The sequence below is a fragment of the Streptomyces antimicrobicus genome (genome assembly GCF_020532625.1).
GTDB lineage: Bacteria > Actinomycetota > Actinomycetes > Streptomycetales > Streptomycetaceae > Streptomyces > Streptomyces antimicrobicus.
In genome coordinates, this window is the sequence record NZ_JAJAUY010000123.1 from 1 (window position 1) to 17,543 (window position 17,543).

A 17,543-nucleotide genomic window follows, 5' to 3' on the forward strand; every position below is an offset into this window, starting at 1 on the left:
GCGGCCCCCGGCCGCGCCGCCGAGCCCGCGCCGCACGTACAGCCCGGCATGTGGCTCGCCGCCTTCCAGAGCGGCTTCTCCGGGGACGGCCAGCCCCCCGCCGGCGGCCGTACCGGCGCCACCCAGGACACAGACGCCTCGCCGGCCGCGGCGAGCAAGGGAGAACAGCGATGAGCCAGCAGGGCAAAACCAATATGGACTGGATGCTCAAGGACCTGGCCGACAGCGTTCCGCAGACCCGCCATGTCATCGTGCTCTCGGCCGACGGCCTGCGCATGGCCCAGTACGGCGCCGAGACCGACACCGCCGACCGCCTCGCCGCCGCCTGCGCCGGACTGCAGAGCCTGGCCGGCGCCGTGGCCGCCGAACTCCCGCACAGCAGCGGTCTGATGCGGCTCGTCGTGATCGAGATGGACGGCGGCTTCTTCTACCTGATGGCCGCCGGCGCCGGCGCGTTCCTCGCCGTCCTCGCCGACGAGGGCGTGGACGCCGGACTCATGGGCCAGCGGATGCGCGACCTCGTGGCCCGTATCGGCGAGCACCTCACCAGCCCGCCCCGCGCCGACAGGCAGTCCGCGTGAGCGACGGCCCACACTGGGAGGACGAAGGGCCCGAGCGGCTCTACGTGATCACGGGTGGCCGCAACGGCACCGAGGACCCGGCGGCCCTGGACCTGGTGACGCTGATCGTCGCCAGGACCGGGCCGAAGCCGGGCATGCAGCCCGAACACGCGGCGATCATGCGGATGTGCCAGACCCCGCTGTCGGTGGCCGAGATCTCCGCGTACGTCGGTCTGCCCGTGAGCGTCGTCACCGTGCTGCTCGGTGACCTGCTGGCCGCGCGCCACGTCATGTCGCGCCCACCCGTGGCGCAAGCCCAACTCCCCGACCTGGCACTGATAGAGGCAGTCATCGATGGACTTCAAAAGCTCTGAGCCGCGGCGCGAGGACGCGCTGCCGGCCACGGCCGTCGCCGCGGTCAAGGTGGTGATCGTGGGGGGCTTCGGGGTCGGCAAGACGACCCTGGTCGGGTCGGTGAGCGAGATCCGGCCACTGACCACCGAGGAGACCATGACCCAGGCCGGGGTCGGCGTGGACGACACGGCGGGGGTGGAACGCAAGACCTCCACCACCGTGGCCATGGACTTCGGCCGGATCAGCATCAACGAGGAGCTGGTGCTGTACCTCTTCGGCACCCCCGGCCAGGAGCGGTTCTGGTTCCTGTGGCGCGGCCTGTTCGAGGGCGCGCTCGGAGCGGTGGTCCTGGTCGACACCCGCCGCCTGGAGGTCAGCTTCGACGTGATCGGACGGCTGGAGGAACGCGGCGTGCCCTTCGTGGTCGCCGTCAACTCCTTCCCGGAGGCGCCCCAGTACCCGCTGGAAGAGGTCCGCAGTGCCCTCGACCTGCCCCCGTCCGTCCCGCTGGTCGTCTGCGACGCCCGGCGCCGTGACTCCAGCCGTGACGTCCTGATGACGCTCATGCGCTACCTGCACTCCCTCGCCGTGACCCCGGAGGCCTCGTGAGCACCCCCCCGACCCCGCCGCCGGGCTGCCCGGCGCACCGCCTCTACGGGCCGGAGGCGGAGGCCGACCCGACGGCGCTGTACGAGAAGCTGCGCGCCGAGTACGGCTCCGTGGCCCCCGTGCTGGTCCACGGCGATCTGCCGGCCTGGCTGGTCCTCGGCCACCGCGAGAACCTCGACGTGGCCCGTACGCCGTCCCGCTTCTCCCGCGACCCGCGGCGCTGGGGCGACAAGCTGGCGGGCCGGGTGCCCCCCGACCACCCGCTGACCCCGATGACGGCGTGGCAGCCGGTGTGCCAGTTCCAGGACGGCACCGACCACGAGCGGCTGCGCGGGGCGATCACCGACTCGCTGGAGCGGTTCGACCGCCGCGGCATCCGGCGGTACGTCAAGCGCTTCGCCGACCAGCTGATCGACGCCTTCGTGGAGAGCGGCCGCGCCGATCTGGTCGCGGACTTCGCCGAGCCGCTGCCGATGCTGGTGATGACCCAGCTCGTCGGCGCGCCCGACTCCTACGGTCCGCGCCTGGTCGAGGCGGCCCGCGACATGATCCGCGGCACCGAGACGGCGCTGGCCAGCAACGACTACGTGACGCTCACCCTGCGGGAACTCGTCGCGCGCAAGCGGCAGGTGCCGGGCCGGGACTTCACCACGTGGATGCTGGAGCACGAGACGGCGCTCAGCGACGACGAGGTGGTGGAGCACCTGCGGCTGGTGCTGATCGCCGCGTTCGAGACCACCGCGAACCTGATCGCCAACACCCTGCACATCGTCCTCACCGACCGGCGCTTCCGTGCGAACCTCTCGGGCGGTCACATGACGCTGCCCGACGCGCTGGAGCAGGTCCTGTGGGACGTGCCGCCGCTGATGACGGTCATCGGCCGCTGGGCCACCGGCGACACCGAGCTGGGCGGACACCGGATCAAGGCCGGTGACATGCTGCTGCTGGGCCTGGGGGCCGGGAACCGGGACCCGGAGATCCGCCCCGACACGGACGCCCCCATCCACGGCAACCGGTCGCACCTGGCCTTCAGCAGCGGCCCCCACGAGTGCCCGGGCCAGGACATCGGCCGCGCCATCGCGGACACCGGGATCGACACGCTGCTGACCCGGCTGCCCGACCTGGAGCTCGGGGTGCCGGAGGCGGACCTGGTGTGGTCGTCCTCGCTGATGTCGCGTCACCTCCAGGCGCTGCCCGTACGGTTCACCCCGCGCGGTACCACCGTCACCGGCTCGACCCCGCTGCCGGCACGTGCCGCGGCCGCCGTGCCGACGGCTCCGGCGGCGCAGCCGCCGGCGGCCCGCGGCTCCTGGTGGAGCCGCCTGCTGGGCCGCCGCTGACGCCGCGGTGACGTCTCAGCCGTCGAGCTGCTGCCACCACCAGGCGAAGGCCGGGACCGGCAGCGGCTCGACGCCCGCGTCGGCGGGGGCCTCGCTCCAGGTGAGGTCGTAGGCGGCGCCCGCCACCGGCAGCGGGTTGCGGTTGCGCGGGCTGGCGTAGCGCGGCGCCCGGCTCTGGTACTCGACGTGCCCCGCGATCCAGTGCTCCAGCGAGGCCAGGTAGCGCTCGAACCGCGCGTCGGCCCCGCCGCCCAGGCGGGCGCGCAGCCGCACGAACAGGGTCAGCGCCCGGTCCCGCAGCCCGCGCGCGGCCGGCAGCGCCTCGGCGGGCGTGCAGCCGTACTGGCGGGCCAGCACGTTGACCAGGTTCTGCTCCCAGGGCTCCTGGTGGTCGTCCTTGTTGTACGAGAACAGGTCGTTGTCGCAGGCGACGACGAATCCGGCGGCCTCGACCAGGGCCCGGACGGGAGCCGAGTGCAGGAGGTCGCCCGGCAGCTCGATCCCGTTCGCCACGTCGCACCAGGTGCGCACGAAGCGCGGGCCGTTGCCCGCGAGCCGGGCCACGGCGTAGTCGTTGAGAGCCGGCATCACGCCCCGTTCGGCGTTGGCGGTCTGCCAGGCCGCCCCCGTCATCCACTCGCGGACGCCCTCGGTGAAACGGTGCATCTGCGCCGGGGTGAGCAGGGCCCGGGTGCGGGCCACCAGGTCCTCCAGCGCCGCCGTCTGCGGCCCCGGCGGCAGCAGGCCCGCGCCGGGGGCCTCGACGGTGCGCACCAGCCGGGCCCCGAGGTCGGCCACCGACGCCGTGCGGGCGGCCGTGGAGCCGGAGTCCTGCCAGTCGTCGGCGGAGAAGGCCCAGTAGTTCCACTCGGCGAACAGCAGCATCGCCTCCACGTCGCCGTACGGCAGGATCCGGCCGACGAAGTCCGCGCTGCGGGTGGCCAGCCCCCACGCCCGTTCGGTGGCGTCGGGGTACAGGCCGAACGCGTCGATCCACGCGACGGCCCGCTCCTCGATCTCGGCCACCTTCGGATGCACCAGACCGCGCTCGAACGGGCAGTAGAAGGGCGGGAGTTCCCAGCCGATCCGGGACGGGCGGGCGTACTCCACGTGCACCGGGGCCATGCTCAGCGGCCCCCGAGGCGGAACAGCAGCAGCTTGGTCTCCAGGGCGTGGTCGCGCCAGATGCGGAACAGCTTGCCGTGGGTGATGGTGGACTGCTGCAGGCGCTCGCGGGACCAGGCCGAGGCCTCGCCGAGGCGTTCGACGCGGTCCAGCTCGGCCGTGTTCCAGGCCATCGACTGCACCCAGAACTCGGCGACCCGGTCGGTGACGTCCTCGTCCATCTCCAGCTCGAAGCCGGCCGCTTCGGCGGCGCGGATGTACTCGGTGAAGGTGCCCAGGCGGGTGCGGTAGTAGTCGTCGATGAAGTCGGTCCACTCCGGCCGGCAGATGAAGTGCTCCTGGATGCCGAACCAGCCGCCCGGCTCCAGGAGTCCGGCGACCACCTGGAACAGCCGCGCGCGGTCCATGTAGCCGGAGCTCTCGTTGGCGTACGCGGCGTCGAAGCGCTGCTCCGTGGTGAAGGTGTGGATGTCGCCGCGCAGCGCCTCCACCCGGTCCGCGACCCCGGCCTGCGCGGCGAACCCCCGCACGATCGGCACGTGTTCGCCCGTGATGGTCACGCCCGTGACGCGGGTGCCGTGTTGCTGGGCCCAGTACAGGGAGCCGCCGCCGAGGCCGCAGCCGATGTCCAGCAGGCGGGCGGGCGGGGTGGCGTACGCGCCCCAGGTGCGGGCGGCGTGGTCGACGATCGCCTCCTGCGACTCGACTATGCGCCGCTTGAGGACGCGCTGGGAGACCGTGGTGTTGGGGGTGACACCGGGGAGGAACAGGCCCATGTGGAAATGGACGCGGGGTCCCGGCCCGTACTTGTGCAGGATGTCGGCCGTCTTGCGGCTGTAGTACAGGGGCACTTCCTTCTCGTCGAAGGCCTTGTCACCAGCGGGGGTCTGGACGACGAGGTTCGTGTTCATCTGTTCTCCGGTCCTGCGGTCCTGTGGGGGGCGTTGCTCGGCCGACCCACTCTGCCCATGCGTGATCGATAAAATTCCTCGTTGGCACGGGTGCTGAGCATAACCACATGCGAAATGACGCCATTTCAGGCGTGTCGGAACGAGCCGTACCGCAACGCATGCGGTACGGCTCGATTTTTTGCCCGGCGATCACCTCTCGAACGCCGTCCCCCGGGGCCCTAGGGTGGGAGGTGACCGAGAGACCACAGGATCAGGAGCGCACGCACGTGAACGCCGCCGCGCACGCCGGTGAGGACCCCGTCCTGCTGTCCACCGAGGGCCGCACGGGCCGCATCACCCTCAACCGGCCCCGCGCCCTCAACTCCCTCACCCACGCCATGGTGCTGCGCATGACCGAGGCCCTCACCGGCTGGGAGGAGGGCGTCGGAGACGTCACCCAGGTCCTGCTCACCGGCGCCGGGGAGCGCGGACTGTGCGCGGGGGGCGACATCCGGGCCATCCACGACGACGCCAAGGCGGGCGGCACCGCGTCGGCGGACTTCTGGCGCGACGAGTACCGGCTCAACGCCCGCATCGCCCGTACCCCGCTGACGTACGTCGCCTTCATGGACGGCATCGTGATGGGCGGCGGCGTCGGCGTCTCCGCCCACGGCGGCGTCCGGATCGTCACCGAGCGCTCCCGCGTGGCGATGCCCGAGACCGGCATCGGCTTCGTCCCGGACGTCGGCGGCACCTACCTGCTCAGCCGCGCCCCCGGCGAACTCGGCACCCACCTCGCGCTCACCGGCACGGCCGTCGGCGCCGCCGACGCCGTGCTCTGCGGGCTCGCCGACCACTTCGTCCCCTCCGGCCGGCTGCCGGAGCTGGCCGCCGACCTCGCCGGGCACGACGTCCACGACGTCCTGCCCCGCTACGCGCAGCCGCTCCCGCCCGGCCACCTCGCCGGCCGGCGCGCCTGGATCGACCACTGCTACGCCGCCGACACCGTCGAGGAGATCGTGGACCGGCTGCTGACCCACGGCGACCCGGCCGCCAAGGAGGCCGCCGAGACCGTCCTCGACAGGTCACCGACCGCGCTCAAGGTCACCCTGGCCGCGCTGCGCCGGGCCCGGGCGCTGGACACGCTGGAGCAGGTGCTCGTCCAGGAGTACCGGGTGTCCTGCCACAGCCTGTCCGCGCCGGACCTGGTCGAGGGCATCCGGGCCCAGGTGATCGACAAGGACCGCACACCGCGCTGGACCCCGGCGACCCTGGACGCCGTCACCGACGCGGAGGTGGCGCGGCACTTCGCGCCGCTCGGGGGGCGGTTCGGCGAACTGGACCTCGACCTCGGCCCCGGCCCCGACCTCGGCCCCGGTCAGCGGTAGCCGGTGGTGTCCGCCGGGCGGCCGGGGTCCTGGACCTCGACCAGGTAGCGCCAGCAGTCCGGGCGGCTGCCGTCCAGGTCGGTGAAGCCGTACTCCTGGGCGAGGCCGCCGCTGGAGAGGGACTGCCCGTTCCAGCGGGCGACGTCCGGGTCCGCCGCGAGCGCGGCGACCGCCCGGCCGACGTACGAGGGGGTCTCGGAGATGGCGAAGTGCGGCACCTTCTCGGTCGCCTCCCGCCAATTGTCCTCCGTGACCCCGAAGGCCTCCAGCATGATCTCCGAGCGCAGCCAGCCCGGCGTCAGCGCCACCGCCGTCGCCCCCCGCGGACCCACTTCGTGCGCGAGCGCGAACGCCATGCGCAGCACGGACGACTTGACCAGGTCGTAGAAGAACGACACGCGGTAGTTCGCCGCGTTGTACTCCTGGGTGCCGTCGGTCATCTCCACCACGAGACCACCGGGCCGCCGCAGCATCAGCGGCAGCGCGAAGTGGCTGGTCACCGCATGCGTCTCGACGCCCAGGCGGAGCAGGCGCAGCCCCTTGTCCAAGTCGTGCTCCCAGACGGGGCTGTCCCACGCGAACATGCCCTCGCCGCCCCAGATGTCGTTCACCAGGACGTCCAGCCGGCCCTGCTCGCTGTCGATCCGCCGGACCAGCGCCTCCACCTGCGCGGGCACCAGGTGGTCCACGGCCACCGCGATCCCGGTGCCGCCCGCCGCCGTGACCAGCTCGGCGGTCTCCTCGATGGTCTCCGGCCGGTCGTACTCCGAGCGCCGCTCCCGGGTGCTGCGGCCCGTCACGTACACGGTCGCGCCCTGCGCGCCCAGTTCGACCGCGATGCCCCGGCCCGCGCCGCGGGTCGCCCCGGCGACGAGGGCGACCCGGCCCGCCAGCGTTCCTCGTGGTTGCGTCGTCATGCGCCGAGCCTACGTCGCCGCGTCCAGCGCCCGGAGGATGGCGGCGGTGTCGCTGACCCGGCCGATCCGGGGGAAGATCTTGCCGAAGCTGTGGGCGTGGCTGTCCGCGTCGAGGTCGGTGCAGGCGTCCTCGGCGAAGACCAGCGCGTAGCTGTGCTCCCAGGCGCTGCGGGCCGTGGACTCGACCCCGGCGCTGGTGGAGATGCCGGCCAGCACGATCCGGGTCACCCCGCGGCGGCGCAGCTGCAGGTCCAGCTCGGTGCCGGTGAACGCGCCCCAGTGCCGCTTGGTGACCACGACGTCCCGCTCGCCGCCCGCGGTCAGGGCCGGCGGGAAGGAGGCGAACGCCTCCGGGGGAACGGCCGTCGGCCCGGGCCTGTCCGCGTCCGCGCCGGGCAGGTCCCCGCCGTCGGCCGACCACGCCACGCGGACCCGGACCACCGGCAGCCCGCGCGCCCGGAAGGCCGCGGCCAGCTCGACCCCGCGGGCCAGGACCTCCTGCGACGGACGGGCGGTGGGCAGCGCCAGGATCCCGTCCTGCAGATCGATCAGGACCAGCGCGGTGCGTGCGTCGAGGGTCAGCGGGGAACTCATCGGGCCCACCTCTTCATGTGCGGGTCGTGCGGCTCGTGCGGGTCGTGCGGATCGAGTGGATCGTCCGCTTCCGTCCACTCTTACCACGCAGCACCGCCGCCCCCGCCGTACCCGCCAGCAGCCCGGCCGCCGCCACCACCAGCGCCGGACCCGGCCCCCACGCGGTCCAGGCCGCCCCGAACAGCACCGCGCCCGCGAACCGGCCCAGCGCCTGCGCGGTCTGTACGGCGGCCAGTCCGGTGGTGCGCAGCGGCTCGGGCAGCAGCGGCCCCGCGGCGGCCATCAGCACCCCGTCCGTGGCGGCGTAGAACACGCCGAGCAGGACGGGGACGGCCAGCAGGAGCAGCCCGCCGCCGGCCGGGCCGGGCAGCGCCAGCAGCAGGCAGACCGCGGCCGGCAGCACGTGCCCGGCCAGGAACATCCGGCTCCGCCCCACCCGGTCCGCCAGCCGCCCGACCGGGACCGCGCACAGCAGGAACACGGCGGACGTGCCGACCGCCAGCAGCGGGAACTGCGCCGCCGACAGGTCCAGCCGGCGCTGGAGCAGCAGGTAGAGGAAGGCGTCGCCGACGGTGAACACGCCCAGACCGGCCGCCGCCGCGCAGAGCCGGAGCAGGCCGGGCACGCCGAGCAGCGTGCGCAGCACGGGCACGCGGTCGGCGCGTCCGCCCGGCCCGGGTGCGACCGGGCCCTCCGGCAGGTCGGGCGCCGGTGCCTCGCGCACGAACAGCGCCAGCAGCACCACCCCCAGGGCCGCGCAGCAGAAGCTCAGCGTGAACACGGCGTCGTAGCCGTCCGCCACGAACCACAGCACCCCGAACGCGGCGAGCGGTCCCAGCAGCGCGCCCGTGGTGTCCATGGCCCGGTGCACCCCGAACGCCCGGCCCTGCGCGGCGGGCGGGACGGACAAGGAGATCAGCGCGTCCCGCGGCGCGGTGCGCAGCCCCTTGCCGGCGCGGTCGGCGGCCAGCACGCCCGCCACCGCCCACGGAGTGGCCGCCACCGGCAGCAGGGCCTTGCACACCGCGGACAGCGCGTAGCCGGTGCCCGCCACGCGCTTGCGGCGCCGGGTGCGGTCCGCGACCCGGCCGCCCACCAGCCGCAGCAGTGCGCCGGCGCCCTGGTGGAAGCCCTCCAGGGCGCCGAACGCGAGCGGGGTCATGCCGAGCCCCGCGACCAGGTACAGCGGCAGGACCGCCGTGACCATCTCCGCCGAGACGTCCGTGACCAGGCTGACCATGCCGAGCGCGAGGACGGTGCCGGGGACCGCGGCCCGCCGGGGCCCCCGGTCGTGCGCGCTGATTCCGCGGGCGGCGTCCGCCGCCCGGCCGGCCGACAGGTACACGGAGATCTCCTAGAACCAGGCGAGGGTGAGCGGGAAGGTGACCCGGGCGGTGGCTCCGGCGGCATCCGTGGCGGTGGCGGTGACCTGCACGGTGCCACTGCCCCACGGCTTGCCGCTGATCCGGCCCGTGGTGGCGTCGATGCTCAGCCCCCACGGCAGTCCACTGGCGCTCCAGCGGACCGGGGCCTTGCCGCCGGTGGCGGTGAGCTGGATGGTGCAGGACTGGTTGAACTTGCAGTTCTGCGGGCCCGGGTCGGTGACCTTGAGGTCCCCCGGTGTCGGGGTGGGCGTCGGGGTCGGGGTCGGGGTCGGGGTCGGAGTGGGCGTCGGCGTCGGCTCGGTGGACGTCGTGAACACCTCGGAGATCGGCTGGACGTTGGCGGCGTTGCCCGCGTGCGTCGTGCCGAACAGGTCCTCGAACGTGCGCAGCAGGTGATGGTGGTTGACCGCCGAGGCGTACCGGCCCTGCTTGACGTGGGCGCCGTAGAAGACGGTGGCGATCTGGTTGGAGCCCAGGTAGTTGTCCTCGTCCCAGGTCAGCACCAGCAGGCTGTTGTTGGCCTTGGCCCACTGGGCGTAGGCGTCGATGTTGTTCTTCGTCCACGTGTCGCCCGTCGCGACCGAGCACGAGTGCATGTCGTTGCACTGGTTGGGCACGACGAACGACAGGTGGGGCAGCGCGGCGAAGTTGCCCTGCGGGAACTGCGCCCAGGTCTTGCCGGTGTTCAACGGCACGTTCTTGAAGGCGAACCAGGGGTTGTGCTTCTGCGCGTACTGGCCGTTCGTGCACGCGGTGGAGCCCTCACTCGGCAGATCCTCGTTGTACGTCGCGAAGGTCTTGCCCGCGGCGATCATCTCGGCGCCGAGATTGGGCGCGGTCATCGACTGCGGGGTGTAGCAGCCGTCGCCCGTGATGCCCTGGGTGGCCCCGGAGAAGAGGTTGAAGTAGTTCGGCTGGCTGGGGTGCGTGAGCGCCTTCATACCCGTCAGGCTGGCCCCGGCGTTGGCGAGTTGGTTGATGTACGGGGCGTTGGCACTGCCGATGATCTCCCCGTACTGCTTGTTCTCGTAGACGACGACCACGACGTGGTCGTAGGTGGGCAGTCCGGCCGCGGCGGCGCCCACGGCCGGCGCCGAGGCGCTTTCGGCGGCCTGGGAGTTGGCCACGGTGAAGGCGCCGAGCAGGGCGAGCGCGCCGAGACCGGCGACGAGACCGGACCGGCGGGCCCGCCCGGCGCGGCCCCGGGACGCGGAGGGGGGCACCGGCGGGGGCGCGGCCGGGCCGGCGGCAGGGGTGGCGGGGGTGGCGGGGGTGGCGGGGGTGCGTGGCACAGGTGGCACGGTGGTTCCTCCTGGTTCTCGTTCGGCGTGGGTCATGCCTCTCGCCGGGCCGCTCCGGCCACGGCGATGTTCAGGAAGCGGGGCACGGGCCGGTCGCGGGCGCGGAAGTCCTCCACGACCGCCGTCCGTACGGCCGCCGACCGGTCCCGCGGCAGCAGCACCAGCACGCTGCGCCCCGGCCGGTCCCCGGGCGGCCAGGCGCTGAGCGCCCCCGCCCGGCGTGCGCAGGTCATGGCCCGGGCGACGTCGTCCGGCACGGCCGCGGGCTCCCCGCGCACGGCGACCAGCACCAGCCGGGACCCGCTCGCGGCCGGGTCGAACGCGACGTGCCGCGGCGGCTGCCCGCCGGCGGTCGCGGTGGACCCGCGCAGCAGCAGGGCCTGCCCGGGGCGGGCGAAGAGCACCGCGCGGCGCAGCGCGTCGTCCCCGTCGGGCAGCGCCCGCGCCAGCAGCCGGGCGAGCTCCTCGCGCGGCGGCGGCACCTCGGCGTGCACGCCGGTGACGGCGAGCGCCAGTGCGCACTCGGCGGGCTCGGCGGTGGCCAGGCCGGCGGCCTCGGTCAGCGAGCCCTGGACGTGCAGGTCGCAGCCGCCCCGCCCGTACCCGGCCCGGGCCAGCGCGCGCAGCACGGCGTACGGGCGGACCGCCCAGCCCGGGGTGTCCGGCGGCGGGCCGGACAGGGTGAGCGGCAGGTCGCAGCTGTGCGCCGGGTGGCTGAGCGAACTCAGCCGGACCAGGCCGTCCGTGCGCGGCGCCGCCGCGGCCGCCACCGGCCAGCCGGCTGCCGCGACCAGGCCGGGCGAGCCGAGGTGGAAGGCGTACGGCGCGCTCCACACCCCGCCCGGGCGGACCCCGTGGGCGGCCTCCAGGGCGTAGGCGGCCAGCCGGAACAACGGGTCCGCGGTCGCCCGCCGCGCGAGCAGCCCGGGATCGAGCACGGGCGGCGCCGCCCCGGCGGGGGCGGCGGGGGTGCCCGTGGCCGGGCCGGGGCGGGTACCCGTGGCCGGAACCGTGTGGGTGGTCCGGCTGGTGCCCGTGGCCGGGCCGGTGCCGGTGGTCCGGTCGGTGTCGGGTGCCCGGCCGGGGCCCGCCGTTGGGACGGCGCCCGTGGCTCGGACAGGGTCCGTCGCCGGGCCGGGGCCCGTGGGCGTCACGGGGTGTCCTTGCGGGCCAGCATCCGGTAGGCGTTGCCGCCGTCCGCGCGGCGGGCCGCGGCGGTGCGGGCCCCGTCGAGGGCGGCCGCCACGGCGAAGCACGGCAGCGCGCCGGCCCGTACGGCGCGCCGGGCGAGCCGGCGCAGCGGCGGGGCGGGGGCCGCCCACGGGCTGTTCGGGTCGGGGGCCAGCCAGGTCGTCGCCAGGGCCACCGCGCCGACGAAGTCGTTGCCCTGGTGGGCCGGGCCGTGCTCCTCGGCGAGCACCGTGAAGCCGCGGTCCGCGAGCGCCTCGCGCAGCCCGCGGGCCGGGACCAGGTGCTGGTGCTGCGGCTGGAACCACGGCAGCCACAGCGGCCCCAGCAGCCCGGCCATCCGCGACTCGGGATCCGGCAGTTCGATCGCGAGCAGCCCACCGGGCGCCAGGACGGTGGCCGCCGCGTCGAGCTCGGCGAGCGGATCGCGGGTGTGCTCCAGGTAGTGGTACATGCTCACGACCTCGTAGCAGCCGGCCAGTTTGTCGGCGAACTCCGGGAACTGGCCCTGGAACCCCCGCGCGATCCAGCCGCGCCGCTCGGCCTGGCGGACCCCGTCCCCCATGTCGAGACCGTCGAAGCGGGTGCCGGGCCACACCCCGCGGGCGGCCACGCAGAAGTGGCCGTGGCCGGTGCCGACGTCGAGCCAGGAGCCCGGGGAGTCGGCGTACGGGCGCAGCATCTCGGCGCGGGCGCGGTAGGAGTCGCCGAGCCGGCCGAACAGGGCGCCCGCCCCCTCGCCGCCGGTGCCGTCGTAGAAGTCGCGGTAGTAGAAGTCCAGCCCCTGCGGGGTGAGTCGGGGGTTCTGGAAGGTGTGGCCGCAGTCGCCGCACCGCTCCAGCGTGAAGCGGCCGGGCTTGCCCTGGAGCAGATCCGGGACCTGGACCCGGACGGCGAGCCGCTCGGAGCCGCACCAGGGGCAGTCGGGACGCCGGTCCTCCAGGAACCGGTCGGTCCCCAGCGCCAGTTCGGCCCGGTACCGCTCCCGCCGCGCGGTGTCCTCGGCCGTCCGGGGGCGAGAGCCGGCGCCACGGAAGGTCCGTACGGCCGCGGCGAGGGCCCGGCCCGGACGGGCGGCGGTCGCGCGGGCCAGGTCGGCCGGGCGCACCGGTCCGCCGGAGCCGCCGAGGACGGCGTACGGCTGGAGCCAGTACAGCCCGGCCGCCAGCGCCCCCCAGCGGCCCTGCCGGGCCGCCGCCCCCGCCAGCAGGCACAGCCCGGCCGCCTGCGCGAGCGCGAGCGGGCGGGGCGGCAGGCCCTGCGCCCGCAGCTCGGCGGCGCGGTCCGGATCCCGCCGCGGCGGGCCGCAGCGCAGTCCGGGGGCCACGGCCAGTCCGGTGGCGTCGGGCGCGTACTCCTTGAGCGTACGGACCAGTTCCAGGAGCTCGTGCCGCTGCGGGCGGTGCTCCTCGGCCACGCCCGCCCGGGCCAGGAGGTCCCGCTCGACCAGCACGGCGTGGCCCGCGCTGCGGCCCGGCCCGAGCGGGTCGTGCCGGTGGCCGGGCGGGTCCAGCAGCCGCAGCAGTCCGAGCGCGTGCTCCGCCGGCAGGTCCGCGGGCAGCAGGTCCAGCACGCGCAGCCCTTCCCGCTCGGCGTACGCGGACGCGGCCAGGTACGTCCCGATGTCGGGCTCCACACCGGGCGCGCAGACCATCCGCCACGCCCCGGCGGCCCCCGGCCCCGGAGCGGCCGGGTCCCCGGGGTCCGCGGCGGGCAGGACCGGCAGCGCGGCCAGCCGGTGGCGGGCGCGCAGGGTGCCCGCCGCGAGCGCGGCGGTCAGGGCGAGGGAGAGCCACGGCAGGCCGCGGCGCGGGGGCGCCGCAGCAGGGGGCGGGGTGGGGGTCATGAAGGATGCTTCTCCAATCGGTCGGCCGCGGCGGCGGCGCCGCCCGCCGCGGCGAAGGAGGCCTGGATCCGGCGGGCCGCGCGGCGGTGGGCGGGGGAGTCGAGGACGGCGGTGAGCGCCGCGCGCAGCTCCGGCGGCCGGGGCCGCCCGAAGCGCACCCGGATCCCGGCACCGGCGGCGGCCACCTGCTCGGCCACGACCGGCTGGTCGTCGCGGATCGGGGCGACCACCAGCGGCAGTCCGTACGCGAGGGCCTCGCAGACCGTGTTGTGGCCGCCGTGGCACAGCACGGCGTCCAGGTGCGGCAGCAGCTCCAGCTGGGGCACCCGCTCCTGGAGCAGCACGTGCTCCGGCACCGGGCCCACCAGCCCCGGCGGCGCCGCCAGGATCACCTGTACGCGGTCGGCCAGCGGCGCCACGGCCGCGAGCACCGCCTCGTAGAAGCGGCCGCCCGCCGCCCCGTTGAGCGTCCCGAGCGAGACCAGCAGCCGCTGCCGCGCCGGATCCAGCGCGCGCCACGGGAACCCGGCGGGCACCGGCGGCCGTGCCCCGAACGCCGGCCCGACGAAGGCGCACGCGGCCGGGAAGTCCGCTTCGGGGCCGATCAGTTCGGGCGTGGAGAACACCAGCACCAGCCGCTCCGAGAACCGCGGGTCCCAGTCCGTACCGGCCCCGCACTCCGCCAGCAGGGCGGTGATCCGCTCCGCCACCCAGGCCCCGACCTTCGGGAATCCGGCGAACGGCCGGGTGAACTCGGCCGACGTGCTCGCCGACGTCACCCACGGCACCCCGGCCCGCCGCGCCGCGATCGGCCCGGCCAGCGCCTGCTGATCGGCCACGACCAGGTCCGGGCGGAACTCCCGTACGGCGTCCAGCACGCCCGGCAGCATCGCCCGGGCCAGCGGCACCAGCGCCTCCTCCCACAGGAAGCGCAGCGCGCCCACCCCGCGCAGGTCCCGCCAGCGCTCGTGCAGCCGCCCGTACCCCTCGCCGGCCCGCTCGCCCGCCGGCAGCACCCGGGCCCGTGCCGGGAGCAGCCCGGTCAGCACCTCGGCCGGTCCGGTCCAGGCCACCTCGTGGCCCCGGGCGGCGAGCTCGGCGCCGACGGCGACGGTCGGATTGACGTGCCCCGCGAGCGGCGGGACCACGAACAGCACCCTCATGACACCAGCGCTCCGCTCACCGCGTCGAGATGGGTCAGCACCGACGTGCGCAGCACCCCGCTCGACTCCTTGAGCACGTCGTGCCCGAGCCCCGGCAGCACCTCCAGCACGCAGCGCGGCGCGTGCGCCAGAAACTCGCGCGCCCCGGCGAGCAGTTCGGAGTGCTCCCCGCACACGAGCAGCACCGGGCAGTGCAGCCGCGCGTAGTCGCCGGGCGTGAACACCCGGCTGGTGGCGATGTCGTCGATCAGCGAGGTCCGGTTGAGCAGGGCGTCCGCGACGGCGGTGAGCTGGGCCGCCTTGCGCAGCCGCAGCGAGTGCAGCTCGGTGGGGACCGGACTGTCCTCAAGGCTGAGGGCGGCGGCCGACAGGGTGTCCAGCATGTTCTCCACCCACGGCCCGCTGAGCGGCGGCTCCAGCAGCGTCAGCCCGGCCACGAGGTCGGGCCGGGCGAGCGCGGCGTGCAGGGCGAGGGTGCCGCCGTAGCTGTTGCCGACCAGGTGCACCGGCCGGTGCGCGAGCCCCAGCGCGCCGAGCAGCGCCACCAGGTCGGCCACCGCGGTGCGGGCGTCGTAGCCGGTGGCGGGCCGCTCCGAACGGCCGTGGCCGCGCAGGTCGTGGAGGACCACCTCGTGCCCCGCGCGGGCCGCCGGCAGGGCCAGGGGACAGTAGAAGGAGGACAGGTTGTCCACGACGAGCCCGTGCAGGAAGACCACCACCGGCCGGGACGGGTCGGGGTCGGCGGGCGCGGGCAGCCGCTGGACGTGGAAGCGGAGGGAGTTCGCGAGGACCTCGGCCATGGCGGTCAGCCGGCGGCGGGCAGCGAGGTGGACAGGGAGGCGGACCGGGGGGCGGTCCGGGAGGTGGACAGGGCGATGTGCTCGACGAGGTCGCCCACGGACATCGCGAGGACCTCCTCCATGTCCTTCTCGGCCAGGAAGCCCATCAGGTCCACGCCGTCGCCGTAGCGCTGGTGCAGCAGTTCGGCGAGGGCGACGAACTCGATGCTCTCCAGGGCCAGGTCCTCGTTGAACGTGGTCGCGGGGGTGACCTCGTCGGCGAGCAGGTACTCGTCGCCGACGATCTCCACGAGCATGGCGGTGATCTCGGCGAGGACGGCGGACGCGGGCAGGGTCTCAGATGCCATGGGGGGACTCCATGAGGGGGACGGGCCGGGCCGCCGGCACGGCGGTCCAGGCGACGACGTGGTCGGGGCCGGGCCGCCCGTCGGGAGCGGCCAGCAGGGTGGTCCGTACGAGCCGTGCGGTGCCCTCGGGCGACGACACCCGCAGGACGCCGGGGTCCGGGCCGGCCGCCACCCGCCACTCCCGGGGCCGTCCGCCCAGCCCGGAGCCGGCGGCCTTCGCGGCGGCCTCCTTCGCGCACCACAGCGCGGTCAGCGCGGCGGGCAGGGCCAGGCCCTCGGCCGCGGCCAGTTCCTCGGCGAACGCGAGCTCGCCCGGGCCGAGCGCCACGCGGACCAGGGCGGCGGGATCGGCGGTCACCGGCTCCACGTCGATGCCCACCGGCTCGGTGGGATGGGCGAGCGCGACGGCCACCGCGTCCTTGTGGGCCAGCGACAGCCGGACGCCGCTCGCGAGCGGCCCCTGCGGGACCGGGCGGCCGTACCGGTCGGACACCACCGGGACCTCCGCGGGGAACACCGGCCCGGCACCCCGGTCCCACAGCAGCTGCCGTACGGCGTCCTTGGCGGCGATCCGGCCCAGCAGCCAGGCGTTCCGGGCCCGGGGCGACAGCCCCTCGTAGACGGCGCGTTCGGAGGCGCCGAGGTAGCGGCGCATCACCAGCTCCTGCGAGGCGGGGTCCGTCCAGCGGCGGTGCGCGACGCACCAGCCCTCGGGGCGGGGCTCACCGATGCCGCACACCTCCGGGGTGAACTTCATCGGCCACACCCGTTCGTCGGCGGCGAACCGGCGGTAGGTCCAGCCGTCGATCCGGGCCCACACCGAACCGTCGGGCAGCCGCAGTTCGACGTCGCCGCGCACCGACAGCCCGCGCACCTCCCGGATCCGGGCGGTGGCGCCGAGCAGGGTGCCGGGCGCGGGGTGCGGGCCGTGGAGGCGGATCCGGTCCACGGTGGCCGGGAACACCAACCGGTCGACGGGCAGCCGCAGTTGCATCCAGTGCCCCAACAACTGCCCGGCGGCGTCGAGCAGTGCGCCCGGCGCCGCGAGCGTACGCAGGACACCGCGGATGCCGTCCTCGCCGACGGCCGTCACCTCGTGCACGCCGGCGAACCGCGGCCCGTGGAACATCCACCGGTCCCGGTACAGGGCCTGCGCGCTGACGGGCGCGGGACCCTCGGCGCGGACCGGCTCGGCCGAGGCCGGGGGCGGCGCCGGATGGGCCGGGGCGGTCAGCACCACCACGTCCGCGCAGTCCCCCAGGCGTACCCGGGTCCGGCCCGGGGCCAGCTCCTGCGTGGACACCTCGATCTCCACGGCCGGTTCGACGGGCAGCCAGCGCAGGGCGCGGACGTCGTCGTACCCGATGACGACGCGGGCCGGTGCGGGGGGCGCCGCCGGCGCGGCGGGCGCGGCGGGAGGGGCCGACGCGGCGGGCGCGGCGGGAGCGGCGTGGTGCAGCGCGGCGTCCGCGGCCAGTTCGAGCATGGTGGTCATCGGCACGACCGGGAACCGGTCGGAGTCCTCCGGCCAGTCGTCGGGCTGGAGGTACACGCAGTGGTCCCGTACGGACGGCAGCTCGGCGAGGGAGAGCCGGAGGGTCCGGCGCCGCACGGTCGGCGCCGGGTCCGCCGGGTCCGCCGGGTCCGGCGGGGTGCTCGCCCCGGCACCGGCGGACCCGGCCGGACCGGCCGCAACGGCCGCACCGGTGGTCCCGGCGGCCCCGGTGGCGTCCCGG

General features: G+C 75.4%; 17 protein-coding genes. 5 read left to right on the forward strand and 12 right to left on the reverse strand.

Going from position 1 to position 17,543, the window contains the following annotated elements:
• Positions 1-170 precede the first annotated feature (170 nt).
• The 4 genes from LG632_RS23820 to LG632_RS23835 are packed head-to-tail and all read left to right on the forward strand — an operon-like array spanning position 171 to position 2,863.
• Positions 171-581: a roadblock/LC7 domain-containing protein gene (locus tag LG632_RS23820; RefSeq protein WP_226729474.1), complete on the forward strand. Its 411-nt coding sequence runs from the start codon at positions 171-173 to the stop codon at positions 579-581.
• Entirely contained in the window at positions 578-934 is a 357-nt protein-coding gene (locus LG632_RS23825; RefSeq protein WP_226729475.1) for a DUF742 domain-containing protein, read from the forward strand. Before LG632_RS23820 ends, LG632_RS23825 begins: the two co-directional genes overlap by 4 nt.
• Complete coding sequence (locus tag LG632_RS23830; protein ID WP_226729476.1) at positions 915-1,523, forward strand: GTP-binding protein; 609 nt, start codon at positions 915-917, stop codon at positions 1,521-1,523. Before LG632_RS23825 ends, LG632_RS23830 begins: the two co-directional genes overlap by 20 nt.
• The gene (locus LG632_RS23835) at positions 1,520-2,863 is read left to right on the forward strand and encodes a cytochrome P450 (RefSeq protein WP_226729477.1); all 1,344 of its coding nucleotides are present in this window, start codon (positions 1,520-1,522) and stop codon (positions 2,861-2,863) included. The genes LG632_RS23830 and LG632_RS23835 overlap by 4 nt, the downstream gene beginning before the upstream one ends.
• A gap of 15 nt (positions 2,864-2,878) precedes the next feature.
• Here the strand turns inward: LG632_RS23835 and LG632_RS23840 are convergent, their stop codons facing one another.
• Both LG632_RS23840 and LG632_RS23845 read right to left on the reverse strand, forming a co-directional pair.
• Positions 2,879-3,988 carry a terpene synthase family protein gene (locus tag LG632_RS23840; protein ID WP_226729478.1) on the reverse strand — a complete coding sequence of 370 codons (1,110 nt, stop codon included), beginning with the start codon at positions 3,986-3,988 and terminating at the stop codon, positions 2,879-2,881.
• A 2-nt stretch (positions 3,989-3,990) separates the two neighbouring features.
• Entirely contained in the window at positions 3,991-4,899 is a 909-nt protein-coding gene (locus LG632_RS23845) for an SAM-dependent methyltransferase (RefSeq protein WP_226729479.1), read from the reverse strand.
• Between the two features lie 230 nt (positions 4,900-5,129).
• Between LG632_RS23845 and LG632_RS23850 the strand changes: the two genes are divergently transcribed.
• Positions 5,130-6,266, forward strand: a complete 1,137-nt coding sequence (locus LG632_RS23850; RefSeq protein WP_374203560.1) for an enoyl-CoA hydratase/isomerase family protein — start codon at positions 5,130-5,132, stop codon at positions 6,264-6,266.
• Here the strand turns inward: LG632_RS23850 and LG632_RS23855 are convergent.
• From LG632_RS23855 to LG632_RS23905, 10 genes are all read right to left on the reverse strand, one after another.
• Positions 6,257-7,183, reverse strand: coding sequence for an SDR family oxidoreductase (locus LG632_RS23855; protein ID WP_226729480.1), 927 nt, complete (start codon positions 7,181-7,183; stop codon positions 6,257-6,259). The two genes, LG632_RS23850 and LG632_RS23855, sit on opposite strands and share 10 nt — an antisense overlap.
• A gap of 9 nt (positions 7,184-7,192) precedes the next feature.
• Positions 7,193-7,777 (reverse strand): hydrolase, encoded by a 585-nt coding sequence (locus LG632_RS23860; RefSeq protein WP_226729481.1) that lies wholly within the window; start codon positions 7,775-7,777, stop codon positions 7,193-7,195.
• Between the two features lie 13 nt (positions 7,778-7,790).
• Entirely contained in the window at positions 7,791-9,122 is a 1,332-nt protein-coding gene (locus LG632_RS23865; RefSeq protein ID WP_226729482.1) for an MFS transporter, read from the reverse strand.
• A gap of 9 nt (positions 9,123-9,131) precedes the next feature.
• Entirely contained in the window at positions 9,132-10,463 is a 1,332-nt protein-coding gene (locus tag LG632_RS30610) for an alkaline phosphatase family protein (protein WP_308109053.1), read from the reverse strand.
• Between the two features lie 32 nt (positions 10,464-10,495).
• The gene (locus LG632_RS23880) at positions 10,496-11,617 is read right to left on the reverse strand and encodes a galactokinase (protein WP_226729483.1); all 1,122 of its coding nucleotides are present in this window, start codon (positions 11,615-11,617) and stop codon (positions 10,496-10,498) included.
• On the reverse strand, positions 11,614-13,497 hold the full coding sequence (locus LG632_RS23885) for a class I SAM-dependent methyltransferase (RefSeq protein WP_226729484.1): 1,884 nt from the start codon (positions 13,495-13,497) through the stop codon (positions 11,614-11,616). Before LG632_RS23885 ends, LG632_RS23880 begins: the two co-directional genes overlap by 4 nt.
• Positions 13,494-14,660: a glycosyltransferase gene (locus tag LG632_RS23890; RefSeq protein WP_226729486.1), complete on the reverse strand. Its 1,167-nt coding sequence runs from the start codon at positions 14,658-14,660 to the stop codon at positions 13,494-13,496. Before LG632_RS23890 ends, LG632_RS23885 begins: the two co-directional genes overlap by 4 nt.
• Positions 14,657-15,460, reverse strand: coding sequence for an alpha/beta fold hydrolase (locus LG632_RS23895; RefSeq protein ID WP_226729488.1), 804 nt, complete (start codon positions 15,458-15,460; stop codon positions 14,657-14,659). Before LG632_RS23895 ends, LG632_RS23890 begins: the two co-directional genes overlap by 4 nt.
• 5 nt (positions 15,461-15,465) lie before the next feature.
• On the reverse strand, positions 15,466-15,807 hold the full coding sequence (locus LG632_RS23900; RefSeq protein WP_226729489.1) for an acyl carrier protein: 342 nt from the start codon (positions 15,805-15,807) through the stop codon (positions 15,466-15,468).
• Positions 15,797-17,543: 4'-phosphopantetheinyl transferase superfamily protein (locus LG632_RS23905; RefSeq protein WP_226729491.1), on the reverse strand; the 1,747-nt coding region annotated here is incomplete at its 5' end. The genes LG632_RS23900 and LG632_RS23905, both read right to left, overlap by 11 nt.